At 40.5% G+C, this 24736-nt stretch carries 37 protein-coding genes; 31 read left to right on the top strand and 6 right to left on the bottom strand.

Annotated elements, in window-relative coordinates; all coding sequences use genetic code 11:
• Window positions 1-22: 22 nt before the first annotated feature.
• Window positions 23-1504, top strand: a complete 1482-nt coding sequence (locus BIV20_RS00675) for a L,D-transpeptidase family protein (RefSeq protein WP_075721609.1) — start codon at window positions 23-25, stop codon at window positions 1502-1504.
• Window positions 1505-1570: 66 nt separating this feature from the next.
• Here BIV20_RS00675 and BIV20_RS00680 read toward each other — a convergent pair whose 3' ends face one another.
• Entirely contained in the window at window positions 1571-2431 is an 861-nt protein-coding gene (locus BIV20_RS00680) for a class I SAM-dependent methyltransferase (RefSeq protein ID WP_075721608.1), read from the bottom strand.
• A 139-nt stretch (window positions 2432-2570) separates the two neighbouring features.
• Here BIV20_RS00680 and lgt point away from each other — a divergent pair, with 139 nt between their 5' ends.
• From lgt to BIV20_RS00715, 7 genes are all read left to right on the top strand, one after another.
• Complete coding sequence (gene lgt, locus BIV20_RS00685; protein WP_075721607.1) at window positions 2571-3320, top strand: prolipoprotein diacylglyceryl transferase; 750 nt, start codon at window positions 2571-2573, stop codon at window positions 3318-3320.
• Between the two features lie 74 nt (window positions 3321-3394).
• Window positions 3395-4441, top strand: coding sequence for a type II secretion system F family protein (locus tag BIV20_RS00690; protein ID WP_075721726.1), 1047 nt, complete (start codon window positions 3395-3397; stop codon window positions 4439-4441).
• Between the two features lie 17 nt (window positions 4442-4458).
• Window positions 4459-4800, top strand: coding sequence for a hypothetical protein (locus BIV20_RS00695; RefSeq protein WP_075721606.1), 342 nt, complete (start codon window positions 4459-4461; stop codon window positions 4798-4800).
• Window positions 4801-4823: 23 nt separating this feature from the next.
• Window positions 4824-5306 (top strand): DUF4860 domain-containing protein, encoded by a 483-nt coding sequence (locus tag BIV20_RS00700; RefSeq protein WP_075721605.1) that lies wholly within the window; start codon window positions 4824-4826, stop codon window positions 5304-5306.
• A gap of 11 nt (window positions 5307-5317) precedes the next feature.
• On the top strand, window positions 5318-5761 hold the full coding sequence (locus BIV20_RS00705; RefSeq protein WP_075721604.1) for a type IV pilus modification PilV family protein: 444 nt from the start codon (window positions 5318-5320) through the stop codon (window positions 5759-5761).
• The gene (locus BIV20_RS00710; protein WP_075721603.1) at window positions 5758-6261 is read left to right on the top strand and encodes a hypothetical protein; all 504 of its coding nucleotides are present in this window, start codon (window positions 5758-5760) and stop codon (window positions 6259-6261) included. The genes BIV20_RS00705 and BIV20_RS00710 overlap by 4 nt, the downstream gene beginning before the upstream one ends.
• A gap of 23 nt (window positions 6262-6284) precedes the next feature.
• Window positions 6285-7340, top strand: coding sequence for a type IV pilus twitching motility protein PilT (locus BIV20_RS00715; RefSeq protein WP_075721602.1), 1056 nt, complete (start codon window positions 6285-6287; stop codon window positions 7338-7340).
• A 9-nt stretch (window positions 7341-7349) separates the two neighbouring features.
• Here the strand turns inward: BIV20_RS00715 and BIV20_RS00720 are convergent, their stop codons facing one another.
• Genes BIV20_RS00720 through BIV20_RS00735 form a run of 4 tightly spaced genes read right to left on the bottom strand, consistent with a single transcriptional unit; the run spans window position 7350 to window position 10144 of the window.
• The gene (locus BIV20_RS00720) at window positions 7350-8330 is read right to left on the bottom strand and encodes a transglutaminase-like domain-containing protein (protein ID WP_075721601.1); all 981 of its coding nucleotides are present in this window, start codon (window positions 8328-8330) and stop codon (window positions 7350-7352) included.
• Window positions 8331-8335: 5 nt separating this feature from the next.
• Window positions 8336-8827 (bottom strand): hypothetical protein, encoded by a 492-nt coding sequence (locus BIV20_RS00725; RefSeq protein ID WP_075721600.1) that lies wholly within the window; start codon window positions 8825-8827, stop codon window positions 8336-8338.
• Between the two features lie 13 nt (window positions 8828-8840).
• Window positions 8841-9401: an RNA polymerase sigma factor gene (locus BIV20_RS00730; RefSeq protein WP_075721599.1), complete on the bottom strand. Its 561-nt coding sequence runs from the start codon at window positions 9399-9401 to the stop codon at window positions 8841-8843.
• Between the two features lie 35 nt (window positions 9402-9436).
• The gene (locus tag BIV20_RS00735; RefSeq protein WP_075721598.1) at window positions 9437-10144 is read right to left on the bottom strand and encodes a GGDEF domain-containing protein; all 708 of its coding nucleotides are present in this window, start codon (window positions 10142-10144) and stop codon (window positions 9437-9439) included.
• Window positions 10145-10300: 156 nt separating this feature from the next.
• On the opposite strand from BIV20_RS00735, the gene BIV20_RS00740 reads away from it, so the two are divergent.
• The 3 genes from BIV20_RS00740 (at window position 10301) to BIV20_RS00750 (ending at window position 14309) form a co-directional block, all read left to right on the top strand.
• A complete protein-coding gene (locus BIV20_RS00740) occupies window positions 10301-10639 on the top strand; it encodes a hypothetical protein (protein WP_075721597.1) in 339 nt (112 codons plus the stop codon).
• 105 nt (window positions 10640-10744) lie between these two features.
• Window positions 10745-11059, top strand: a complete 315-nt coding sequence (locus BIV20_RS00745; RefSeq protein WP_075721725.1) for a hypothetical protein — start codon at window positions 10745-10747, stop codon at window positions 11057-11059.
• A gap of 82 nt (window positions 11060-11141) precedes the next feature.
• The gene (locus BIV20_RS00750; protein WP_075721596.1) at window positions 11142-14309 is read left to right on the top strand and encodes a hypothetical protein; all 3168 of its coding nucleotides are present in this window, start codon (window positions 11142-11144) and stop codon (window positions 14307-14309) included.
• A gap of 91 nt (window positions 14310-14400) precedes the next feature.
• On the opposite strand, the gene BIV20_RS00755 is transcribed toward BIV20_RS00750, so the two are convergent.
• Complete coding sequence (locus tag BIV20_RS00755; protein ID WP_075721595.1) at window positions 14401-14880, bottom strand: hypothetical protein; 480 nt, start codon at window positions 14878-14880, stop codon at window positions 14401-14403.
• Between the two features lie 775 nt (window positions 14881-15655).
• On the opposite strand from BIV20_RS00755, the gene rpsJ reads away from it, so the two are divergent.
• The 20 genes from rpsJ to rpmD all read left to right on the top strand — a co-directional run bounded on the left by rpsJ (window position 15656) and on the right by rpmD (window position 24719).
• A complete protein-coding gene (gene rpsJ / locus BIV20_RS00760) occupies window positions 15656-15973 on the top strand; it encodes a 30S ribosomal protein S10 (protein WP_075721594.1) in 318 nt (105 codons plus the stop codon).
• A gap of 144 nt (window positions 15974-16117) precedes the next feature.
• Window positions 16118-16801, top strand: a complete 684-nt coding sequence (gene rplC / locus BIV20_RS00765; protein ID WP_075721593.1) for a 50S ribosomal protein L3 — start codon at window positions 16118-16120, stop codon at window positions 16799-16801.
• Window positions 16802-16829: 28 nt separating this feature from the next.
• The gene (gene rplD / locus BIV20_RS00770) at window positions 16830-17450 is read left to right on the top strand and encodes a 50S ribosomal protein L4 (RefSeq protein WP_075721592.1); all 621 of its coding nucleotides are present in this window, start codon (window positions 16830-16832) and stop codon (window positions 17448-17450) included.
• Window positions 17450-17749, top strand: coding sequence for a 50S ribosomal protein L23 (gene rplW / locus BIV20_RS00775; RefSeq protein ID WP_075721591.1), 300 nt, complete (start codon window positions 17450-17452; stop codon window positions 17747-17749). The genes rplD and rplW overlap by 1 nt, the downstream gene beginning before the upstream one ends.
• Window positions 17750-17864: 115 nt before the next feature.
• A complete protein-coding gene (gene rplB, locus BIV20_RS00780; RefSeq protein WP_075721590.1) occupies window positions 17865-18710 on the top strand; it encodes a 50S ribosomal protein L2 in 846 nt (281 codons plus the stop codon).
• Window positions 18711-18723: 13 nt separating this feature from the next.
• Entirely contained in the window at window positions 18724-19005 is a 282-nt protein-coding gene (rpsS, locus tag BIV20_RS00785; RefSeq protein WP_075721589.1) for a 30S ribosomal protein S19, read from the top strand.
• Between the two features lie 29 nt (window positions 19006-19034).
• A complete protein-coding gene (rplV, locus tag BIV20_RS00790; protein WP_075721588.1) occupies window positions 19035-19421 on the top strand; it encodes a 50S ribosomal protein L22 in 387 nt (128 codons plus the stop codon).
• 10 nt (window positions 19422-19431) lie between these two features.
• Complete coding sequence (gene rpsC / locus BIV20_RS00795) at window positions 19432-20088, top strand: 30S ribosomal protein S3 (protein ID WP_075721587.1); 657 nt, start codon at window positions 19432-19434, stop codon at window positions 20086-20088.
• A complete protein-coding gene (gene rplP, locus BIV20_RS00800; RefSeq protein WP_075721586.1) occupies window positions 20088-20525 on the top strand; it encodes a 50S ribosomal protein L16 in 438 nt (145 codons plus the stop codon). Before rpsC ends, rplP begins: the two co-directional genes overlap by 1 nt.
• On the top strand, window positions 20515-20721 hold the full coding sequence (gene rpmC, locus BIV20_RS00805) for a 50S ribosomal protein L29 (RefSeq protein WP_075721585.1): 207 nt from the start codon (window positions 20515-20517) through the stop codon (window positions 20719-20721). Before rplP ends, rpmC begins: the two co-directional genes overlap by 11 nt.
• Before the next feature lie 29 nt (window positions 20722-20750).
• Window positions 20751-21008, top strand: coding sequence for a 30S ribosomal protein S17 (gene rpsQ, locus BIV20_RS00810; RefSeq protein ID WP_075721584.1), 258 nt, complete (start codon window positions 20751-20753; stop codon window positions 21006-21008).
• A 14-nt stretch (window positions 21009-21022) separates the two neighbouring features.
• On the top strand, window positions 21023-21391 hold the full coding sequence (gene rplN / locus BIV20_RS00815) for a 50S ribosomal protein L14 (RefSeq protein WP_075721583.1): 369 nt from the start codon (window positions 21023-21025) through the stop codon (window positions 21389-21391).
• A gap of 11 nt (window positions 21392-21402) precedes the next feature.
• Window positions 21403-21714 carry a 50S ribosomal protein L24 gene (gene rplX / locus BIV20_RS00820; protein ID WP_075721582.1) on the top strand — a complete coding sequence of 104 codons (312 nt, stop codon included), beginning with the start codon at window positions 21403-21405 and terminating at the stop codon, window positions 21712-21714.
• Between the two features lie 23 nt (window positions 21715-21737).
• Window positions 21738-22280 carry a 50S ribosomal protein L5 gene (gene rplE, locus BIV20_RS00825; RefSeq protein ID WP_075721581.1) on the top strand — a complete coding sequence of 181 codons (543 nt, stop codon included), beginning with the start codon at window positions 21738-21740 and terminating at the stop codon, window positions 22278-22280.
• Window positions 22281-22298: 18 nt separating this feature from the next.
• Window positions 22299-22484, top strand: a complete 186-nt coding sequence (locus BIV20_RS00830; RefSeq protein WP_075721580.1) for a type Z 30S ribosomal protein S14 — start codon at window positions 22299-22301, stop codon at window positions 22482-22484.
• Between the two features lie 26 nt (window positions 22485-22510).
• The gene (gene rpsH / locus BIV20_RS00835) at window positions 22511-22912 is read left to right on the top strand and encodes a 30S ribosomal protein S8 (RefSeq protein WP_075721579.1); all 402 of its coding nucleotides are present in this window, start codon (window positions 22511-22513) and stop codon (window positions 22910-22912) included.
• Window positions 22913-23069: 157 nt separating this feature from the next.
• Window positions 23070-23609: a 50S ribosomal protein L6 gene (rplF, locus tag BIV20_RS00840; protein WP_075721578.1), complete on the top strand. Its 540-nt coding sequence runs from the start codon at window positions 23070-23072 to the stop codon at window positions 23607-23609.
• A 17-nt stretch (window positions 23610-23626) separates the two neighbouring features.
• Entirely contained in the window at window positions 23627-23995 is a 369-nt protein-coding gene (gene rplR, locus BIV20_RS00845; protein WP_075721577.1) for a 50S ribosomal protein L18, read from the top strand.
• Between the two features lie 17 nt (window positions 23996-24012).
• On the top strand, window positions 24013-24522 hold the full coding sequence (gene rpsE / locus BIV20_RS00850; RefSeq protein WP_075721576.1) for a 30S ribosomal protein S5: 510 nt from the start codon (window positions 24013-24015) through the stop codon (window positions 24520-24522).
• Between the two features lie 14 nt (window positions 24523-24536).
• Entirely contained in the window at window positions 24537-24719 is a 183-nt protein-coding gene (gene rpmD / locus BIV20_RS00855; RefSeq protein WP_075721575.1) for a 50S ribosomal protein L30, read from the top strand.
• Window positions 24720-24736: the final 17 nt, after the last annotated feature.

The raw sequence follows: 24736 nt of genomic DNA on the forward strand, positions 1-24736 counted from the left end.
AAAAATAGGAATGAGGTTAAAAATGGGTGAGAGAGAACGTAGGAAAAAGAAAAAAATTATTATAGGAAGTATAAGTGCAGTAGTATTTCTATTATTAATTCTGTATTTCGGAATGGCGATGTATTTTAGAAATCATTTTATTTTTCGAACAGAAATTAATGGATGGAAAGTCGGAGGGATGACTGCGGCACAGGTGGAAGAGAAAATTGGAGACCATGTAGAAGATTATCTTCTAACGGTATTTGACCGCGATGGTGGAAAACATCATGTGTATGGAAGAGACATTGGTTGTAAGTATGTGCCTGATGGTACAGTAGAAAAGTTATTGAAAGAACAGAATCCATTTGGGTGGGTGGTGTCAATTTTTAAGCAGAAGGAAGAGACGACAACACTTACCATGGAGTACAAGGAAGATTTGATTGAAGCTACAGTAAAAGATATGAGCTGTTTTATTGATGAGAATATCACAGAGCCTCAGAATGCACAGATTCTTTTAGGGGAAGATGGATATTATGTTGAACCGGAAGTTATGGGAAACCGCATGGTTTATGACAGAGTCCTGGAAAAGATAAAAGAAGCAGTTGCAGAGGGGAAAGAGTCGGTTACCCTGACGGACGAGGATTATGAGAATCCGGAATATACAAAAGAGAGTTTGCAGATAACGGAGGCTATGGCAAACATTGAGAAGTATGCAGATATGAATATTACATATCAGGTGCCGGGCGGCGAAGAAGTCATTGATGCGGAACAGATACAGAAATTTGTTCAGATAGGAGAAGACTTCCAAGTAGAATTGAATGAAAAAGAGATAGAAAAGTATGTACAGAGTCTTGCAAGCAAGTATAATACTTATGCAGATGTACGCGCTTTTCACACATCTTCCGGAGACACGGTAAACATCGGTGGTGGTGATTACGGATGGATTATCAATAAAACGAAAGAAGCGGAACAGTTAAAGGCGGATTTGGAAGCAGGTGTACCAGTAAATCGGGAGCCGATATATTCTCAACGTGCATTTGTAGAAGGTGCAGACGATATTGGAAATACTTATATTGAGATTGACTATACCAAGCAGCATCTTTGGTTTTATAAGGAGGGTGCACTGGTGGTAGAAAGTGATATTGTATCGGGAAATATCAGTCTGAATAATGGTTCGCCGGATGGTGTGTTCAAGATTGTATACAAGGATAGTCCAGCGGTATTAAAGGGCGAAGATTATCAATCAAATGTAACCTATTTTATGCCTTTTGCGTATAATGTAGGAATACATGATGCATCTTGGAGAAAAGGAGAGTTTGGCGGGGAAATCTATAAGACGAGTGGTTCCCATGGCTGTATCAATGTGCCATTAGAAGTGGCGCAGACAATCTATGAAAATGCTAAGGTAGGAACGCCGGTGATTGCATTTTACAGAGAACCAGTAGAGTTGACCGCAGAGAATTGTAAGATTTCCAATGCATATTCTTATAAAGAGCCGGAAGAACAACCGGAAACAACACCATAGAAAAACAAAAAACCCTTATGGAACACGAAGTGGTGCTCCATAAGGGTTTTTGTGAATATATTTTATTTAGTTTGTTTCCCAACGACCGCTGGCGCCACAAGGAAGAACCAATCCATTAGAAGAAACGGGAAGACCGATTTCTTGTGCATCTACAGTACCATGGAAGTGCTTTAATTCTGTACCCAGCATGTAGGCAAGTACAGCGGGCTGCAATCCGGTAGTGTAAGAATTAATCAGGAAAAACAGAGGTTCCTTGGATAACAGTTGAACGCACAATTTTACCAATGGATGAATTGCCTCTTCAATTTTCCAGATTTCTCCCTTTGGTCCTCTTCCGTAAGAAGGAGGGTCCATAATAATGGCATCATAATGATTGCCTCTGCGAATTTCACGTTCTACGAACTTCACACAGTCATCTACTAGCCAACGAATGGGTGCATCGCCTAATCCGGATGCAACAGCGTTTTCCTTCGCCCAGGTGACCATGCCCTTAGAAGCATCCACATGTGTAACGCTTGCCCCGGCAGCTGCGGCTGCTAAAGTAGCACCACCGGTGTAAGCGAAGAGGTTCAGTACTTTAATGGGACGTCCGGCATTTTTTATTTTTTTCCCAAACCAGTCCCAGTTGACGGCTTGTTCGGGGAAAAGTCCGGTGTGTTTAAAACTAAATGGTTTTAAATGAAAGGTCAGGGAGCCATAATGCAGGTCCCATTGCTCCGGTAAATCAAAAAACTCCCATTCGCCGCCGCCTTTTTTACTACGGTGATAGTGACCGTTAGGAGAACTCCATCCTTTGTGTGTTTTGGGGGTGTCCCAGATGACCTGCGGGTCCGGGCGTACTAATATATAATTACTCCAGCGTTCTAATTTTTCACCGCCGGAGCAGTCAATGACTTCATATTCTTTCCAATTATCTGCAATCCACATAATAGTTCCTTTCTGCTTGTAATTAGTTACATTATATAGCGGGAAAAAAGTACAGTCAACCGTTATTCTGGAAAGAGGTTGCAATAGAATTGAGATTCTCGTATAATAAATATTATTATGAAAAAAGGATGGACTAGTTATGATTAACGATATACAAATAGGACCAATTACGCTACATATGTATGGTATTATGATTGCTATAGGATATATAAGTGCGTTTTTGATTAGTGAAAAAAGAGCGAAAAAGCAAGGATTGAATCCGGATGTTTTATATGGAATTTTTTGGTGTGCAGTATTCGGTGGTGCTCTTGGAAGCAAGATACTTTATTATACGGTAAATATTCGGCAAGTTATTGCAAATCCTTCCATTATATTTAACTTCCGGAATGGCTGGGTGGTATATGGAGGAATTATCGGTGGAGTGTTTGCAAGCTTTTTATATTGCAGGATAAAAAAAGTGGATTTTGTAGCGTATCTGGATTTGGTGCTTCCGGCAGTCGCATTTGCGCAGGGGTGTGGAAGAATCGGATGTTTCTTTGCTGGATGTTGCTATGGAAGAGAAACAGAGTCTGTGTTAGGCATTACCTATTCGCACTCTAATTTTGCACCGAATGGAGTGAAACTGATTCCTACACAGATTTATTCCAGTATTGGTGACTTTGCCATAGCGTTTTTGCTGATGGCATATGCCAAAAAGAAGCCTGCAAAAGGAAAGGTTGCAGCAGGATACTGTGTTTTATATAGTGTAGGAAGATTTATTATAGAAATGTTTCGAAATGATTATCGAGGAGAGTACGGACCATTATCTACCTCACAGTTGATTTCTGTATTTATATTGGCAATTGGAATTGGAATGTATGTATGGGCCGCAAAGCGTCAAAGTAAATAATCGCAGAATAGGTTCTGGAAGAGAAGGTAGTAGATTTTATAGGTATGATATACTTTGAAGAAAGGGAGTTTACTATGAAAAAACAGCAGTCTGTTTTATCTAATCTTGAAATTGCAGCTTTTTGCAGCCAGATGGCTATGGTGTTAAAGTCTGGATTTTCTGCAATGGAAGGGATATCTCTTCTTTTGGCGGATGCTGCGAATCCGGAAGAGAAAGCCATATTGGAAAGCATGTATGAAGAAGTAGTAGCTTCTGGGCAACTTTACCCGGCGCTGAAAGCTTCTGGAGTATTTCCACATTATATGCTTCAGATGTCGGAAATCGGTGAAGAAACAGGAAACTTAGATGAGGTTATGGAGGCTTTGTCAAAGTATTATGAGAGGGAGGAATCCATTTCACAGGAAGTGAAAGGGGCATTGACTTATCCACTTATTATGGTTGGAATGATGCTTTTAGTCATTATCGTGTTGTTGACCAAGGTAATGCCAATCTTCAATCAGGTATTCAAACAGCTTGGACGGGAAATGACAGGTGTTTCTAAGGGAATGTTGCTATTGGGAAATACGATTTCCAATTATGCAGTAGTGTTGGTTGGAATTGCAGTGCTTCTGGTTTTTCTGGTGCTTTATTTTACAAAGACCAAAAAAGGAAGAAAACAGCTGATGAAGTTGGGGTATCATATCCGCTTTTCCCGTGAGTTGTATGATAAAATGGCAGCTTGTCGTTTTGCAGGCGGCATGTATTTGACCTTAAAAAGTGGATTAAATACCGAGCATAGCTTGGAATTTTCTGAGAAGCTGATTGATAATCCGTATTTTGCAAAAAAGGTTAGTGAGTGCAAGAAACAGCTGGAAGATGGTGGAGATTTGGGTGAGGCTTTTCAACAGACAGAAGTATTTAGTGGTCTTTATGCAAGAATGGCGTCGATTGCTAATAAATCCGGAATGATGGATGAAATTATGGACAAGATTGCCCGTCAGTATGAGACGGAAATTGATGCCAAACTATCTGCTTTGATTGCTGTTTTGGAGCCTACTCTAGTAATTGTGCTTTCTATAATTGTTGGAGTTATTTTACTGTCTGTAATGCTTCCACTTATGGGAATTATGGCAGGACTGTAGAATATGGAGGTTTGCATATGAAGGGTTTGAAGGGTAGAGGGAGATTCTACCATGGCAGGAATCCGCATCCCTTTCGGAAACTTTTAACAGGACTAGTTGCTTTTTTGGTGGCAATAGTTCTGTTCTGTCAGGGAATGAACAGTCTTTCGGACAGAGCGGACAAAGAGCAGAAAAAGAGTTTGGAGGAAGCTATCTGGCGTGGAATTACACAGTGCTATGCTATTGAGGGAAGGTATCCCGAGAGTTTGGAATATTTGAAGGAAGCGTACGGAGTGCAATATGATTCAGAACGCTTTTTTGTAGATTATCAAGTGCTTGGCTCAAATATTGTACCCGATGTAACAATAATAGAGAAGTAGCAATTGAAACCGGAGGAATAACCATGAACTTTCATTCAAATAGAAAACATGTAATAGATATGATTTTCCCCTTTTCCCTTTTTTTTGTGTTTGCAGTTTCAGCTCTTTTGGTGACTCTGCTGGCTGCTAATATTTATCAGGGTACCACAACCAGAGGAGAGGATAATTACGAAAGCCGGACAGTGCTGTCTTATGTGACGGAGAAGATTCATCAGGGAGATGAGAGGGGCGGAGTATCGTTGGGAACTTTTGATGGGCATGACAGCATTATCATTTGGCAGGCCTATGGAGAACAGAACTATCAGACCTATATCTATGAGGATGAAGGTGTTCTAAGAGAACTGTTTATTCAGGAAGGAGTACCTGCTAATGCGGCCGACGGCACAGAGATTATGGAGGTTCATGATTTTCAAATGGAGCAGTTGCAGTCGGGATTGTTGCGGTTTTCTTGCACCTCTGAGGATGGGGAAGAGATGAGTACCATTGTATCGGTGTTGAGCGAATAAAGGAGTAGTGTATGAATCGGAAACAAGCGAAACGCTCCAGTATTTTCCTTTTGGAGCTTATGATAGCAATTTTGTTTTTTGGTCTGGCTTCTGCGGTATGTATACGTCTTTTTGTGAAATCTCATACAATCAGTCTGGAGACACAGAATCTTAATATGGCGCTGAATCAAGTGTCTTCAGTGGCAGAGGTATTTCGGTCAGGAACAGATATGAAGGAGTTTTTGGAAAGAGAGTTTCCTGATTATGAAGAAAAATCCGAGAATCTCCTTTTTTTGGTATATTATAATGAAGATTGGGAGCCTTGTCGGGAAAAAGAAGCCGGCTTCTGTTTGTACATTGAGTTTCATGAGAGTGGTTCAGAGACTACTGGTCACTTTTCTATGAAAAACATGGATACGGATGCAGAGATTTATGCAGTAAGTTTGGAAAAATTTACGGGGGAGGCGATGCAATGAAAAATTCAGAACGAAAATTGTCCTTTTCCAGTCCCATAGGCTATTCGTTTATGCTGACTATTATGATTATTTTGGCGTTGGTTATTTTTGCGGTATTATCTTTGGCTACTTCACTTAGAGATTATGGATACAGCAGGCGTGCCGCTGAAAAGACTACCGCCTATTACGAGGCAAATTCAAAGGCAAACCATATCTTGAAACAGATTGATGAAATTTTTACAGAATCCCAAACGATGGAAGAGGGACTTGTTGGAGTTTCTCAATTAGCGGAGGTTAAAGTGCTGACATCAGAGGAAACATCTGAAGATTTGAGTCTTGAGGGCTATTTAAGTGGTGTGTCATATGAGGTGGAAATTAACTCAAACCAGAATTTGGAGGTTTTGTTGGGGATAACAGAAGGGGAATCGGGAAAAGCCTGTTATAAGGTGCTTAAGTGGAAAGAGGTTTCTTCTGATACATGGATGAGTGAAACAACACTTCCGGTATATGGAAGTGAGTAGATTTTTATTTGTGAGGTGCTAACATGAATGTGATTGATTTATTGAAAAAAGCTGTTGCGGAGCATGCGTCTGACATTTTCATTGTTGCAGGATTACCGGCGTCTTATCGCGCCAATAACGTAATCATAAATGAAGAGGGGGAACGGTTGAAACCGCTGGAAACAGAAGAGTATCTACGTCAGATTTATGAGCTTGCTTCCCATAGGGATATGTCTAAGCTGCTTAGTCATGGTGATGATGACTTTTCGTTTGCGGTAACGGGGCTTTCACGTTTTCGTGTCAGTGCCTATAAACAGCGTGGTACGTTGTCGGCAGTAGTGCGTGTTATCACCTTTGATTTGCCGAATCCGGCAGATATTGGAATTCCACAACGTATTATTGATTTTGGCGCATTGCCAAAGGGAATGGTTTTGGTGACCGGACCTGCGGGAAGCGGAAAATCAACAACGCTTGCCTGCATCGTGGATGCAATTAATCAGAATTACAGCAGACATGTAATTACTTTAGAGGATCCTATTGAGTATCTTCACAGTCATGGAAGAAGTATTATAAGTCAGCGTGAAATTAATGTCGATACAGAGAACTATGTGACAGCCTTACGCGCATCCCTACGCCAAAGTCCTGATGTTATTTTGCTGGGAGAAATGCGCGATTATGAGACAATAGATGTTGCCATGACGGCAGCAGAAACCGGACATCTGATTCTTTCCACACTTCATACGATTGGAGCAGCAAATACGATTGACCGAATTATTGATGTATTTCCTGCTAACCAGCAGAGACAGATTGCAGTACAGCTCTCCATGGTACTACAGGCAATCATTTCCCAACAACTTGTGCCGGGGATAGACGGAAAGGTTATTCCTGTATTTGAGATTATGACTGTAACACCAGCCATCCGGAATATGATTCGTGACAACAAGGTGCCGCAGATTGATGGAATAGTCTATTCTTCCAACAAGGAAGATATGGTTTCGATGGATGCGAATCTGCTAAAATTGTATCAGCAGGGGCGTATTACTGCGGAGACAGCACTTGCCTACGCATCCAATCAGGAAATGTTAAAGAAACGTATGTAAATAGTGTTTTTAGTAAATATATTTTACAAGATAGTTACTGCCGTCTCCGATGAAATTTTTTAGCTCCTTCTCACTTGTGTTGGAAGCAAAGGTAGGATCCATCAGTACCCAGCTTGTTCCGTCGAACTCGACGATGCCGTTCACCCAGCCAACATCAGTGATGTAGGTACTAATCCATGCATGGTAAACATCTCCCGCATAGCCGACTTCCAAGCGAGTGGGGATGCGTTGGCTTCGAAGCATGCTTGTCATAACGGCAGCATAGTCTAAGCAGATTCCGGTGCCGGAGGAAAGAATGTTATCTACGTCAGAAGTGTAGCCACTTGGCACGGTTTCTGCCTTTTTGTAATCGTAAGTAATGTTTGTAATAACATAATTGTATATATTGGTTACCACATCCAAATCCGTATTGGCAGATTCAGCAAGTTCTGCTGCCTTGCTTACCACGTTACTAGAGGAATTGAAGTTGCAATATTGATTTGGATAGAGATAAGGACCGAATTCATTGGTCAACGCTACCTCGATGTCGGCAACCAGGCAAACAGCATAACTTGTGCCGGAGACATTTTCTAAAATCGTAATTTCGTAAGCTCCATTTCCGGCAGAAAGAGGAAATGATTCGTAGCCGTCACTGACTAAATCATAAGTATAGGTCACGGAATCCGAGCCGGTAATCTGCATTTTGACCTTTGGGCAGGAGCCGGTATAGCATGCCATGATATATCCTTCTTCCGAATGTGAATAGTCAATGGAGGCATAGTCATTGTGTGTTTCTGCTGTTCCATCTGCCAGCGGTATCAGGCATTGCGGAGTGTTGTCTCTGGTGCCGGTTACACTGTTCGCAGAGGTTCCTTCTTTGTTTGTAGGGGAAGAAGAGGTGCCTTCTGTTGCAGTACCTTTGGAAGCCTGGTTACCACCACATCCGGTAAAAAGACACAGACAAAGAGAATATGCAATTAGTCGTAGGGTTAAAGTTCGTTTTTCTTTCATAGTTATTATTTGGGAGAAAGCAACAGGTGGAACGTTGGTGCATTCTCTATAGGAATATAAATATTAGTTTCGGTTTTATGGTAAGTAAAACATATAGTGCCTGCTTTTGAGTCATAGGACAGAGCGGGTTCTTTGATACCGGTGTCTGTTTCTTGGTAGGCGCGGCCGAAGAGAATTCCGTCACCCGATAGAGTGAGGCACAACACATCATCTGTCAGGTTATCCGATACAAGAACAATCTTTTCATGGGTAGTATCCCTTTGCAGTAAATATTCCGTGGGCGCAACTGCCAGTGGAGATAAAAAAGTAACCAAAAGCAGAAGAGCGGTCAGAAAAAGCAGGACATCATATGTTCTGGTATTTTTTTTTTGGCGGAGAAGAATTTTGTCAAAAGGAACCGTGTTAGGTGTATGATGGCATGCGGCAAATACATTTTGCAACGTGTCATTGGCTTGTTTCGAATTTAAATGATATTTCTTATTTTTGGAAAACAGCATACATATATCTCCCTTATTCTTCGTTCAAAAGTTGTTTTAAATGCTTATGTCCGGAAGCAATATAGCGTTTCACGCTACTACGGCTGATATCCATGGCAGCAGCAATTTCTTCTAATTTAAGATTATTGTAATAACGCATTGTTAGCACTTGCTTTTCGGAGAAAGGAAGTGATTCCAAAGCTTCGCGCAGACGTTCGTGTTCTTCCTTTTTCAGAACGTGGGATTCCAAGTTCGTATCTGAGTGTTCATCTCGCAGAAAATTCAAAATTTCCGAATCAAAAACAAGATTTCCCTGTCCTGCTTTTTGGCTCATGTCATAGCAAACATGGAAGGTAATACGATTAAGCCACGCTAAAAAGAGCGTGGGGTCATTTAGTTTGTTCAGACCTTTTAGCACGGATATGTATACCTCTTGCATGGCGTCCTGAGCAAGATATTCATCCTGCAAATAATGCTTCGTATAATTATATACTTTGTTATAGGTTTTGGCATATAATTCGGCGAAGGCATCGCTGTCGTTTTGCCTGGCACGGATAACAAGATGGGCTAAATATTGTATTTCGGATTCTCTCATGGGCTTCATCCACCTTTTTTTGTAGCTGTTCCAGCTTATTTAGCAGGATAGAGCTTATTGTAGGTAATCGCAAGAAGCTGGGGGAAGGCTTGTACTTGAGTCTCCGCATAAAGAGTATAGGCGGAACGCAGTACAATAGGAGTTTCCAAATGTTCGAGATTATAAAGCCGAATAGAATTATCCAAACGGGTCAGGAAACGTTCCATGCTTTCGTGGCTACTGTTTTCAATAACAGCAACAAATTCATTACCACCATTGCGGGCAATAAAACCGAAATGGTCGCCCACTTCTTCGAAAATATTACAGAAATCCTGAATGAGCTTGTCTCCAGCTTCATGTCCGGATTTTTGATTGACGGTCTTTAAGTTGTCGATGGAAAACATGGCGCAAGCAGTATCCTGTAGTGATTCCGGTGTAGTATAGGTTTGAAAGACAATATCCAGACTATGGCGGTTGGGAATACCGGTTAATCCGTCCAGATAGGCTGCCTGATTAAAAAGATGACTTTCAGCTGTGAGGTTTCGAAGTTTGTAAAAGTCATAAAGTAGATAAAACAGACTGAAAAGCATCAATACCCAGGTAACGGCACAGAGAAAGAAAAGTTGCCTGTTACTGTATACTTGTCTGGAAAGACTTTTGTTAAAAATCAGCGTCAGAATAAAAGTAAGTTCAATACTAGCTAATAGGAAAAGCTGAATTATTTTGGCACTACGATATTTTTTTATGAATTTCTGCTCTTGCATAATGATTCCCCTTTGTAAAAAATTCCTTTGCAGGCTGTCTAATCTTATTTTAAGGTATAAAGTAAAAAAAGAAAAGAAAATTTTTGGGATTTTGTGAACCTTTTTTGGAATATGGGGAGTCTTTATAAGTAAGAACATGAGAGGAGAGAAAATCAGATGAAGGGATTATCTGGATATATGGCTGGAATATTGCTTCATATGTCGAGGTCTATGTGTTGGAGTGAAGAATATAGGCTGATTATTATTGAGGAAGAAGAGGTACCGTTAGCCTCTGGAGTGATGTCGGCTGAAAATCCATTTTTTCTTCCTACCCTTGTAGTAATGGTGGCGGTATTGCTCGGAACTTTTGTTGGAATGTATTATCTCCAATGCAAAAGCTACAGGCAACGGATTGTAGCCTTAGGGGGAGCGGAAAATCATGAAAAAATGGGATGGAATTTAAGGAGGTTAAAGGAAGAAGTGGCAGAGACAGAATGGAATATGGTTAAAAAATAGATCAAAAAACGCCAAACTATTCTTTTGGTCAGTTCCATTTCTGAAATTGGTTTGATAAAATTCAATTAAAGTATTTGTGAAGAGGGCGAAGAAAGGATGATGATTGTGGAAGAAAAAAGAAAGGTCGGTCGTGTATCTTTCGATACTAGAAGCGTTATTGTAGTTTGCGATACGCAAGAAAAAATATCCTCCAAAGTGGTAAACGTAAGCCCGGTTGGAATGGCGGTTCTGATGCCGGAAGATGCACCGGATATAGTAGGGAAGGATATAATCATTGTAGCAGAGACAATGATTATGTATGCGGACGTGGTTCGTCAAGAGAAACAAGAAGATGGAAGTATACTTATCGGTATCAGTGCAAAAAAATTTACGGATGACGTATTGGAATATCTGTTTCAGAGGATCGCACTAAATGAATAAGTAAAAAGATTTTAATGAAATGGGTAACAATGAAAGGGTTTAAAAATATATATACATATGAGTGAAAGAGGAGAAGAAGAGAATGAAAAAAAATACTTTGAAGAACAAACAGATTATCAGAGCAATGGCAATCGGTATTTCAGCAGTAATGGCAACTTCATCTATGACTGCAATGGCAGCAGAGCCGGATGCACTTCCTGTTCCGGATGGAGACGATAATACTACTGCGAACCAGCCTACAGCAGTGGATGAAGCACAGCAGGCAGTTACAGATGCAACAAATGCATCTGAGGAAACCGATGCAGCTGTGGAAGAAGTAAAAGAAGCAGCGGCAGAAGTTAAGACAGAAGAGGAAAATGACTTAAACGAAGCGATTGAAACGATAGAGAACATCGAGACTGGAGATGCAACAAATGCTGTTAAGTCAGCTGGTGATGAACTTGATAAGGCAGAGCAGGCAGATGCAGATGCAACAAATGCATTGGAGAATGCAAATGTTGCTGCCGGAGAGACTGCGTCCATCGCTGCCGGAGTTGTAAGTACTGAAAATGAAGCAAACGAAAAGATTGATTCCCAGCTTGATCAGATGAAAAACGCTGACACGGTGGAAGAAGCTGAATCAGCTTATGAGGATGCGAAGAAGACAGCAGAAGACGCACAGACGGCTTACGACGAAGCTAAGGCAGCATATGATGAAAAGAAGGCAGCTTACGATCAGGCAGTGATTGACCTTGCAACAGCTAAGAGTGAGTATGAAGCGGCAGTGAAAAATGCTTCCGAGGATGCAGTGGTAGCAAAAGAGAAATTGGAGGTAGCAGAGGCAGCAGCAGCTACGTTGAAAGAGGAAGCAAATAAAGCAGCAGAAGCTATGGCAAATGAAGCAGCAATTCAAATTGCACAGCTGGAAGAAGCAAGAGCAGAGGACACTACAACACAATGGCGTCGTTTGGATGAACTTTTTGAAGCAATCATCAGAAATTATTATGTTCCAACAAAGTTAAATGGTACTGTTACTTCTTATAAAGGATATTGGGATAAAAATGATGCATACAATTATTTTACAGTAAAGTACAAAACAGAGTCCGGAGAGGAAAAAACGGTTATTCTGAATTACATGCTGTCCAATAGCCATGATGGATTAGTAATTTTTGAAAAAGTATGGAATGAAAATGAAGTGCTTTTAAAGGATGCGGAAGCAGAAAAGTATGTGGGCAAGGATGCGGAAGGAAATGAAATCTCTTATTCTACAGAAGAGCTTGCACAGGCAGTAGAAGCAGGTACCGTTGTTGAGTTAACAGATAAAGAAGGTAATAAAACATATGTGGTAAAGAATGGGGAAGGAACTACCGAATCTGCCGGAGCAGCACTTGGAACAACAACATCCGGAAATACTACAACGGTGAAAGAAGCTGTAGAAGGAACACAAAAAGAAAACTATGCATTGGATGAGAATGGCGACTTGGTTAAGACCGTAACCCAGGATGTAACAACTGTTACTTATACCGGCAAGTCTCTTACAGGGGAAGGCTACGAAAGTAAAGAAGCAGCAGAGGCTGCTGCTGAAAAGGCGTTAACAGATGCAGAAAAAGCTTTAGCAGATGGTACAGAAATAGTAGACACAGATGTAAATGTTACTGAAAACACCGAGTACACCGGAACAGCTACTTATGTGAGTGCATTTACAAGAACCATTGATGTAAATGAAAATGTAGGTACTATGAGTGGTAAAAACGGAGCCACTAGTGAAGTGAAAAAAGACGTTGTTAATGACGAGGCGGATAAATTGTGGGATAAGGGATATTACCTACTGGAAACGTCAGCATCGTTGACTGCGGATAAAACTTTGGATTTGGGAAAATATGAGAGATATGATGTAACCGGACAAATCACCCTGACCTATGCAAAGTATACAACAAGTAAAGTACAATATAGTATGTGGGATGACATTAAAGATCTATTCACGGGCAATAAGACAAAGAAAGCACTTGAGGCGGCCTTTAAAGCAAAGGTTGAAGCGGAAGGTGGAATCTTTATTATGTTGGATGAAATTGACTGGAGTGCCAAAACAGCAACATGCTATTATATACCTGGACAAAAGGTGGAGGCAGCCGGAACCTATGCAACAGCGAAAGAAGCAAAGGAAGCAGCAGAAAAAGCAGCTGGTTCTAATGCATACAAGGTAAAGACTTCTGTTTCCAGTGAAACGACCTATGAGTATACTGCTGATTATCAGGAAAAGACCACTACAACAGAAGAAGATGTAGTGATGAGTACAACCACATGGAAAGATGCAGATGACTTGGATTATGTGGCAGCTACCGAAGCTGAGTATGAAGGCAGATGGGTAAATGATAATTACTATAACGGCAACATTGAACTGGATGAGTACGGGGATGAAGATTTCCGCAACTACATTGAGGATGCACAAACGAAGATAGGAAACTATGAAGATTTAGTTAAAAAAGCAGAAGCAGCAGAAAAAGCAGCTCAGGATGCCAATGAGGAAGTGGCTAAATTACAGGAAAAGATAAAAGACTTGAAGGAAAATATGGATTCTGCTGAAGATGCTGCTCTCCTAAGTGCATTACAGACACAGTTGGAGAATGCGGAAATAAACAAAAAAGATGCAGAGGATACTTTAGAAGAGATTATACAGAAGATTTCTGACGCAGAGGATGACTACGAAGAAGTTGTAGAGAAACTGACTCCGTCTGAAACACCTTCTGATGAACCGGGAGCAGGAACCGGAACTGAACCGGGAACTGGAACTGAACCGGGAACTGGAACTGAACCGGGAACTGGAACTGGAACTGGAACTGAACCGGGAGCAGGAACCGGAGCTGGAGCAGGAACCGGAACTGGAGCAGGAACCGGAGCTGGAGTTACAACAACTGGTGGAACTGTTGCAGTTGCAGATGCTGGTGTACCTCTTGCAGCAACACCACGTCAAACGGCTAACGGTGGCGTGATTGCAGCACAGGCAGATAATGCTGGTGCAGAAGAGGAAGGAAATCAGGAAGATACTGAAGAAATTCGTACGATTGAAGAGGAAGATACTGCTCTTGCTGATAAACCGGAAATAAAAACAATCGAAGATGAAGAAACTGCTCTTGCAGCAACTCCGATTGGAGAAGAAAAGATATCCTGGTGGTGGTTACTTGTTATTGCTTTGTTAGGAGCAACCGGATATGAAGCATACAGAAAATATCGCAAAAATAAAATGGCGAAAGAAGGAAATGCTAAATCATAAGATTTAGAGTTAAACAAATGAAAAGAATATAAAATAAGCTGCTACATTTCTGTGGCAGCTTATTTTATATCATGGTTTCAGTTTTTTGAAGTTATTCTACAGTGACTTCTATATTTTCTACATTGCCGCTTCCGGTAAGAACTAGTGTAGCGCGACTTGTCACGCCTACGATATTTGAGTTGCCTTCGAGACATAGTTCGCCGTTTTTGTTGTACAGTGCCCATTGAAAAGTTTCTGTATCGACTGGCCAGTTGGTATCGATAGAAAGCATTTCTTGGTCAGCAATGCTTTCCATATTAATTTGTTCTCCAGTGGCTGGGTCGATTACAGAAAAAGTACCGATTTCCACGCCACACATGTTTACGACTTGTATGGTAATAGGTATGGTTTCGGTCATAGTTTCGTCGGTAGGGGACTGCAAGTCTGCTGTTTTGCTTTTGTCTGTTTCTTCTTGCAATGTGGTGTTCTTTACAGAAGAAGTATTGTTTGTTGCGTTGTTGCAGCTTGTTAGCAGACAAAGGGATAAAAGTGTTCCGGTAAATAAGGAATAAACAAGGGATTTCTTTTTCATAATATGCTCCGTTTCGTTTTTTTATTATTATAACATATTAGAGAGGTTTCTTCATTAATAAATAGGAAAGAACAGATTTAATATAGAATTCAAATTAAAATCTGGCCTCGTAGCCTTAGAAAAAAATATCACAGCTACAATACGCCGAGGTGCGAGACTCAGAACCTGTTGGTTCTTTGTTCGCGGGCTGTCGCCCAACTCAGAAGAGAGCTAATATCCATCGGCTCAAAGTCCAGCGCGAGATTCGAAATGCTACGCATTCCTCATTCGCGGGCTGTCGCCCAATTAAAATCTGGTCTCATAGCCTTAGAAAAATAAATTTTTCACGGCTACAGTACGCCGAGGTGCGAGACTCAGAACCTGCGGTTCTTCGTTCGCGGGCTGTCGCCCAACCCAAAAACAAGGACATATTCTTCAGAAAGCAAGCTTTCTTCTTTATATGTCCTCGCTTTTGGCCTCGGCTTGTAGCTTGTACGTAAAAAAGTACAATTTTTTTTTGGAAGTTGAAAAAAAGTGCTTGCAATGCGGGTGTTTTTACTATATACTAATACGTGCTGTGGCATTGATAGCGTTGAAGCGTGAGGTTGCTGCCGACAGGCAGGTTTTCCGTGGAGCGAATGTCAAGTTAGGAAACTGGCGACAAGTCACTGTATCACAATCAAGATGTCTACAATAAGTAGAAACAACGTGTGTAAAGCTTATGACACACACGGAGAAGTGTACAGTCACCGCTTGTCGTACTGAAGTAAAGTGCGAAAAGGAGGCGACTTTTTTTATGGCAAGTCAAGTAATGAGAATCACACTGAAGGCTTATGACCATCAGTTAGTGGACGCATCTGCTAAGAAAATCATCGAAACTGTAAAGAAGAACGGATCACAGGTGAGCGGACCGGTACCTCTTCCGACTAAAAAGGAAGTAGTTACAATCTTAAGAGCGGTTCACAAATACAAAGATTCCAGAGAACAGTTCGAGCAGAGAACTCATAAGAGACTTATCGATATCATGACACCAACTCAGAAAACAGTTGATGCATTATCAAGATTAGAAATGCCAGCTGGTGTTTACATTGATATCAAAATGAAAAACAAATAATTAAGGTAACAATCCTGAAGGGTTTAATATAGAAGTTTTGCGTACCTCGCAGCCACTTATATTGACTGTTCTAGGATGAACGGTTCCGCTACCCCAGAGATGGGCATGAAGCGTTCCGCTGTAGAGAAAACAGGAGGTAAAGAAATGAAGAAAGCGATTTTAGCAACAAAGGTCGGAATGACCCAGATCTTCAATGCAGACGGTGTTTTAGTACCGGTTACTGTATTACAGGCTGGTCCATGTGTTGTAACACAGATTAAGACTGTTGAAAACGATGGATACAGTGCAGTTCAGGTTGGTTTTGCTGACAAGAAAGACAAAGTTGTCAACAAAGATGCTAACGGAAAGAAAGAAATCAGAAACAGACATGGTGTTACAAAGGCTGAAAAAGGACATTTTGAAAAAGCCGGCGTATCCAGCAAGAGATTTGTAAGAGAGTTTAGATTTGAAAACGCTGCTGATTACAATTTAGCAGACGAAATCAAAGCAGACATCTTTGCAGAAGGCGATAAGATTGACGCAACTGCAATTTCCAAAGGTAAAGGATTCCAGGGTGCTATTAAGAGACACGGTCAGCACAGAGGACCTATGGCTCATGGTTCTAAATTCCATCGTCATCAGGGTTCAAATGGTGCATGTTCCAGCCCAAGTAAAGTGTTCAAGGGAAAAGGAATGCCAGGTCACATGGGTTCTGTAAAAGTTACAGTTCAGAATCTGGAAGTTGTCAGAGTAGACGCTGAGAACAATCTGCTTTTAGTAAAAGGTGCCGTACCAGGACCTAAGAAATCTTTAGTAACTATTAAAGAGACAGTAAAAGCAGCAAAATAGTGCTTGATAGGAAAGGAGGAACTAAACGATGGCTAACGTAGCTATTTATAATATGGAAGGCAAAGAAGTAGGCAGCCTTGAGCTCAACGATGCAGTATTCGGTGTTGAAATCAACGAACACTTAGTACACATGGCAGTAGTTCAGCAGCTCGCAAATAACCGTCAGGGAACACAGAAAGCAAAGACACGTTCTGAAGTTCGTGGTGGCGGAAGAAAACCATGGAGACAAAAAGGAACCGGTCATGCAAGACAGGGATCTATCAGAGCTCCGCAGTGGACTGGCGGTGGTGTTGTATTCGCTCCAGTACCAAGAGATTACTCCTTCAAGTTAAACAAGAAGGAAAAGAGAGCAGCTCTTAAATCTGTATTAACATCCAAAGTAAACGACAGCAAGTTCATCGTTGTTGACGAATTAAAGCTGGATGAAGTAAAGACAAAGAAATTCCAGGAAGTTTTAAACAACCTGAAAGTAAACAAAGCTCTTGTAGTTTTGAATGAAAATGATCAGAATGTAGTATTATCTGCAAGAAATATTCCGGCAGTAAAGACTGCACTGACAAATACAATCAACGTATATGATATCTTAAAATACGACACCGTAGTAGTAACCAAGGATGCCGTAGCAACTATCGAGGAGGTGTATGCATAATGGCAAACGTACAATATTATGACGTAATCCTCAAACCGGTTATCACAGAAAAGAGTATGAACGCTATGGGCGAAAAGAAATACACATTTCTGGTACATCCGGAAGCAAACAAGACTATGATTAAAGAAGCTGTTGAAAAAATGTTCGAAGGAACAAAGGTTGCAAGTGTAAACACTATGAACATCGACGGCAAAAAGAAAAGAAGAGGTATGGTAGTTGGTAAGACTGCTAAGACCAAGAAAGCAATCGTTCAGTTAACAGAGGATAGCAAGGATATTGAAATCTTCGCAGGACTGTAAGAGATTGGAACTTAGGCACAGTAAAGTGCGATAATAAACTTAACCAGAATCGAAGCGCCCTTCGGGCATACCTAAATGCCAAAAAGCAGGCGCGAGCAATGAAAGGAGAAACATCATGGGAATTAAGACATATAACCCATATACACCTTCCAGAAGAAATATGACCGGTTCTGATTTTTCTGAAATTACAAAGACTACTCCAGAGAAGTCCTTAGTGGTTTCTTTACAGAAAAATGCTGGTCGTAACAATCAGGGTAAAATTACTGTTAGACATCGCGGTGGCGGTTCTAGAAGAAAATATAGAATTATCGATTTCAAGAGAAATAAGAAAGATGGTATTCCGGCAACTGTAATCGGAATCGAGTACGATCCGAACAGAACAGCTAACATCGCTTTAATCTGCTATGCAGACGGTGAAAAGGCATACATCTTGGCTCCAGAAGGATTAACAGACGGAATGACCGTTATGAGTGGAGCAGAAGCAGAAGTAAGAGTAGGAAACTGTTTGCCATTAGAAAATATTCCAGTTGGTACTCAGGTACACAACATTGAATTATATCCTGGAAAAGGCGGACAGTTAGTTCGTTCAGCAGGAAACAGCGCACAGTTAATGGCTAAGGAAGGTAAATATGCAACATTAAGATTACCATCCGGTGAAATGAGAATGGTGCCAATTATCTGTAGAGCAACCGTTGGTGTTGTTGGTAACACAGATCATAACCTTGTTAAGATTGGTAAAGCAGGACGTAAGCGTCATATGGGTATCCGTCCAACAGTACGTGGTTCTGTTATGAACCCGAATGACCATCCACACGGTGGTGGAGAAGGTAAGACTGGAATCGGACGTCCAGGCCCATGTACACCTTGGGGTAAACCTGCTCTTGGATTAAAGACAAGAAAGAAGAATAAATCATCTAACAAGCTTATCGTAAGAAGAAGAGACGGTAGAGCTCTGAAATAATAGGAGGTAAATTATGGCTCGTTCACTGAAAAAAGGACCATTTGCTGATGCAAGTTTATTGAAAAAAGTAGACGCTATGAACGCAGCAGGCGACAAGAGTGTTATCAAGACATGGTCTCGCCGTTCTACTATTTTTCCACAGTTCGTTGGACATACAATCGCTGTTCATGACGGAAGAAAACATGTACCAGTATATGTAACCGAAGATATGGTTGGACATAAACTTGGTGAGTTCGTTACAACAAGAACTTACAGAGGACATGGAAAAGACGAAAAGAAATCAAAAGTTCGTTAATCAAAAGAATTTGAAAGGAGGTTTCATCCATGGCGAAAGGACATAGAAGTCAAATTAAGAGAGAAAGAAACGCACAGAAAGACACCAGACCTTCAGCAAAAGTATCTTATGCTAGAGTGTCAGTTCAGAAAGCTTGCTTCGTATTAGATGCAATCCGTGGAAAAGACGTGCAGACAGCACTGGCTATCCTGGCTTACAATCCAAGATACGCATCAAGCGTAATAGAAAAATTATTAAAGTCTGCAATCGCAAATGCAGAAAATAACAACGGAATGAATCCGGAAAACCTTTATGTAGCAGAGTGTTATGCAAACAAAGGACCTACAATGAAGAGAGTTAGACCAAGAGCACAGGGTAGAGCTTATAGAATCGAAAAGAGAATGAGCCACATTACAATCGTGCTTGATGAAAGATAGGAGGGCAATCATGGGACAGAAAGTGAATCCTCATGGCTTAAGAGTCGGTGTAATCAAAGATTGGGACTCTAAGTGGTATGCGGAAGCAGATTTTGCAGACTTCTTAGTAGAAGACTACAATATTAGAACATATCTGAAAAAGAAATTATACGCAGCAGGCGTTTCTAAGATTGAAATTGAAAGAGCATCTGATCGCGTAAAAGTTATTCTTTACACAGCAAAGCCAGGTGTAGTAATTGGAAAAGGCGGAGCTGAAATTGAAAAAGTAAAAGCTGAACTTCAGAAGTTTACAGATAAGAAATTAGTTGTAGATATTAAGGAAGTAAAGAGACCAGACAAAGACGCTCAGTTAGTAGCTGAAAACATCGCTTTACAGTTAGAAAACCGTGTTTCCTTCCGTAGAGCAATGAAGTCTTGCATGGGAAGATGTATGAAGGCAGGAGCTCAGGGTATCAAAACATCCTGTTCCGGTCGTTTAGGTGGAGCTGATATGGCTCGTACCGAATTTTACTCTGAAGGAACTATTCCACTTCAGACATTAAGAGCAGATATCGATTATGGATTCGCTGAAGCAGATACAACCTACGGAAAAGTTGGTGTTAAGGTATGGATCTACAAAGGCGAGGTACTTCCAACAAAGGCAGCAAAGGAAGGGAGCGATAAATAATGTTAATGCCAAAAAGAGTAAAACGTCGTAAACAGTTCCGTGGTTCCATGGCAGGTAAGGCGTTAAGAGGTAATAAAATTACAAATGGTGAATACGGTATCGTGGCTACAGAGCCATGCTGGATCAGATCTAATCAGATCGAAGCAGCCCGTATCGCAATGACACGTTATATCAAACGTGGTGGTAAAGTTTGGATTAAAATTTTCCCTGACAAACCAGTAACTGCAAAACCAGCTGAAACTCGTATGGGTTCCGGAAAAGGAACATTAGAATACTGGGTAGCTGTTGTTAAGCCAGGACGTGTTTTATTTGAAATCTCCGGAGTTCCGGAAGAAACAGCTCGTGAAGCATTACGTCTTGCTACACACAAATTACCTTGTAAATGTAAAGTAGTTTCACGTGCAGACTTAGAAGGCGGTGAATCAAATGAAAACTAGTAATTATGTAAAAGAATTAAGAGAAGAATCCGTAGCAGCATTAAATGAACAGTTAGTAGCTGCAAAAAAAGAACTTTTCAACTTAAGATTCCAGAATGCTACCAATCAGTTAGATAATACCGGAAGAATTAAAGAGGTTCGTAAGAATATCGCTAGAATTCAGACGATTATCACTGAAAAGGCAAAAGAAGCTTAATTATCCTGAACGAAAGGAGCAAATAAATCGTGGAAGAAAGAAATCTTAGAAAAACACGTACAGGCAAAGTTGTAAGTGATAAGATGGATAAGACCATTGTTGTTGCAGTTGCAGACAATGTAAGACATCCATTATACAATAAAATCGTAAAAAGAACTTATAAATTAAAAGCTCATGACGAAAACAACGAATGCAAAATCGGTGATACTGTCAGAGTAATGGAAACAAGACCTTTATCTAAAGACAAGAGATGGAGACTTGTAGAAATCATTGAAAGAGCGAAATAAAGGAGGCTACCAGCATGATTCAACAGGAAAGTAGACTGAAAGTAGCTGATAATACTGGAGCAAAAGAATTACTTTGCATCCGTGTTATGGGCGGTTCTACAAGAAGATATGCGAATATCGGAGATATCATCACTGCTACGGTTAAAGATGCAACACCAGGCGGCGTTGTTAAAAAAGGCGATGTAGTAAAAGCTGTAGTAGTTCGTACAAAAAAAGGTGCTCGTCGTAAAGACGGTTCTTATATCAAATTTGATGAGAATGCGGCTGTTATCATTAAAGATGACAAAACCCCAAAAGGAACCCGTATCTTTGGACCAGTTGCTAGAGAGCTTCGTGAGAAACAGTTTATGAAGATTGTTTCCTTAGCTCCGGAAGTATTATAGGAGGTGGGTCGATGTCAACTTTAAAAATTAAAAAAGGTGATACTGTAAAGGTTATCGCTGGAAAAGACAAAGACAAAGAAGGCAAAGTTATTGCTGTAAATAAAAAAGACAACACCGTTCTGGTAGAAGGTATCAACATGGTTACCAAGCACACAAAACCAAGCATGGCTAATCAGCAGGGTGGTATCGTTCATCAGGAAGGACCAGTTGATATTTCTAACGTAATGTATGTTCATAAGGGAAAAGCTACTCGTGTAGGCTTCAAGATGGACGGAGATAAAAAAGTACGTTTTGCCAAATCTACTGGCGATGTGATTGACTAAGAAAAGGAAGGAGGTCCATTCAGTTGAGTACTAGATTAAAAGAAACTTATCAGAACGAAATCGTAGACGCTCTGATGAAAAAATTCGAATATAAAAATAAAATGGAAGTACCAAAGCTTGATAAGATTGTTATCAACATGGGCGTTGGTGAAGCAAAAGAAAATGCAAAACTGTTAGATGCAGCAATCAGCGATATGGAAACCATTACTGGTCAGAAAGCTGTTGTAACAAGAGCTAAGAATTCTGTGGCTAACTTCAAAATCAGAGAAGGAATGCCAATCGGATGTAAAGTAACCTTAAGAGGCGACAAAATGTATGAGTTCTTGGATCGTTTAATCAACTTGGCATTACCTCGTGTACGTGACTTTAGAGGTATTAATCCAAACGCATTTGACGGAAGAGGAAACTACGCTCTTGGTATTAAAGAACAGTTAATTTTCCCAGAAATCGAGTATGATAAGGTTGATAAAGTACGTGGTATGGATGTTATCTTTGTTACTACTGCAAAGACCGATGAAGAAGCTCGTGAATTATTGACACAGTTCAATATGCCATTTGCAAAATAATAAGGAGGGAATTTCAATATGGCAAAAACATCTATGAAAATTAAACAGCAGCGCAAACAGAAATTCTCTACCAGAGAATACAATCGTTGCAGAATTTGTGGACGTCCACATGCATATTTAAGAAAATACGGAATTTGCAGAATTTGTTTCCGTGAATTAGCTTACAAGGGACAGATTCCAGGTGTGAAAAAGGCTTCTTGGTAGGCCGGAAAAGGAGGAAATGAAACATCATGACTATGAGTGATCCAATCGCAGATATGCTTACAAGAATCCGTAATGCAAATACTGCTAAACATGATACAGTAGACGTTCCAGCTTCCAAGATGAAGATTGCAATTGCAGATATTCTGGTAAAAGAGGGATATATTGCAAAATATGATATCGTAGAAGATGGTAACTTCAAAACTATCCGCATTGAATTAAAATACGGAAAAGATAAGAACGAAAAGATTATTACAGGACTGAAGAGAATTTCCAAACCAGGTCTTCGTGTATACGCTGGTAAGAATGAGATTCCAAAGGTTCTGGGTGGACTCGGAATTGCAATCCTTTCTACAAACCAGGGTGTTGTAACCGATAAAGAAGCAAGAAAATTAGCAGTAGGTGGAGAAGTATTAGCTTACGTTTGGTAGGCATTGAACACTTGGCGAGATATTTTCGAGCATAGTGAGAAAGCCGTTCCCGAGACTTAACGGTGCCGAGCCAGATTTTGGCGAAGGCAGCGTGCTAGTCGAGCGGAACTCTTACTGCTAATGTAACTGATAATAGTAAATTATAGGAGGTACGGGCATGTCACGTATAGGAAGAATGCCAATCGCGGTACCAGCAGGCGTAACTGTTGATATTGCAGAAAATAATCATGTGACTGTAAAAGGTCCTAAGGGAACTCTTGAGAGAACCCTTCCAGCAGAAATGGAAATCAAATTAGAAGGTTCTGAAGTAGTTGTAACAAGACCTAACGATTTAAAGAGAATGAAATCTTTACATGGTCTGACCAGAACACTGATTCACAACATGGTTGTTGGTGTAACAGATGGTTATACCAAAGAACTGGAAGTAAACGGTGTTGGTTACAGAGCATCTAAATCTGGAAAAGTTTTAACACTGAACCTGGGATATTCTCATCCGGTAGAGATGGAAGATCCAGAAGGATTAGAGTCTAAAGTTGACGGTAACAAAATTATTGTTTCCGGTATCGATAAAGAAAAAGTTGGCCAGTACGCAGCTGAAATCAGAGATAAGAGAAGACCTGAACCTTACAAAGGAAAAGGTATCAAATATGCTGATGAAGTTATTAGACGTAAAGTTGGTAAGACTGGTAAGAAATAATATAGGAGGAACAAAAAATGGTTAGTAAAAAATCAAGAGCAGAAGTTCGTATTAAAAAACATAGCAGAATGCGTAATCGTTTCTCCGGTACAGCCGAAAGACCACGTTTAGCTGTGTTTAGAAGCAATAATCATATGTATGCACAGATTATTGACGATACAGTTGGAAATACATTGGTTTCCGCGTCTACACTTCAGAAAGATGTAAAGGCTGAATTAGAAAAGACAAACAATGTTGACGCAGCAGCACATCTTGGAACTGTAATTGCAAAGAAAGCATTAGAAAAAGGTATTACCACTGTTGTCTTCGATAGAGGCGGCTTCATATATCAGGGAAAAATTAAAGCTTTAGCTGATGCAGCAAGAGAAGCTGGATTAGACTTTTAATAGGAGGAGACAATTACATGAAACGTACAATTATTGATGCTAGTCAATTAGAATTAACAGAAAAAGTGGTATCAATTAAGCGTGTAACAAAGGTTGTTAAGGGTGGACGTAACTTCCGCTTTACAGCTTTGGTTGTTGTTGGTGACGGCAATGGTCATGTAGGTGCAGGCTTAGGAAAAGCAGCTGAAATTCCAGAAGCAATCCGCAAAGGAAAAGAAGATGCTATGAAGAAACTGATTTCTGTAAAATTAGATGATAACAACAGTATTACTCATGATATTACCGGAAAGCATACCGGTGCATCCGTATTACTGAAAAGAGCTCCTGAAGGTACCGGTGTTATCGCAGGTGGTCCTGCGCGTAGCGTATGTGAATTAGCAGGAATTAAGAACATCCGTACAAAATCTTTAGGTTCCAACAATAAGCAGAACGTAGTTCTTGCTACTATTGATGCTTTGAGTCAGTTGAAATCTCCAGAAGAAGTAGCTAAGCTTCGCGGTAAATCTGTTGAAGAGATACTTGGTTAAGGAGGGAATTGAAGATGGCAGAAAAATTAAAAATCACACTTGTTAAATCTACAATCGGTGCTGTTCCAAAGAACAGAAAGACAGTAGAAGCATTAGGTTTAAGAAAAGTAAACCATACTGTAGAAATGCCAGATAACGCAGCAGTTAGAGGTATGATTCAGCAGGTAAGACATTTAGTGAAAGTAGAAGAAATCTAAGATTAAAGTAAGGAGGT

It is taken from the genome of Roseburia sp. 499, from assembly GCF_001940225.2.
Taxonomy (GTDB): domain Bacteria; phylum Bacillota; class Clostridia; order Lachnospirales; family Lachnospiraceae; genus Petralouisia.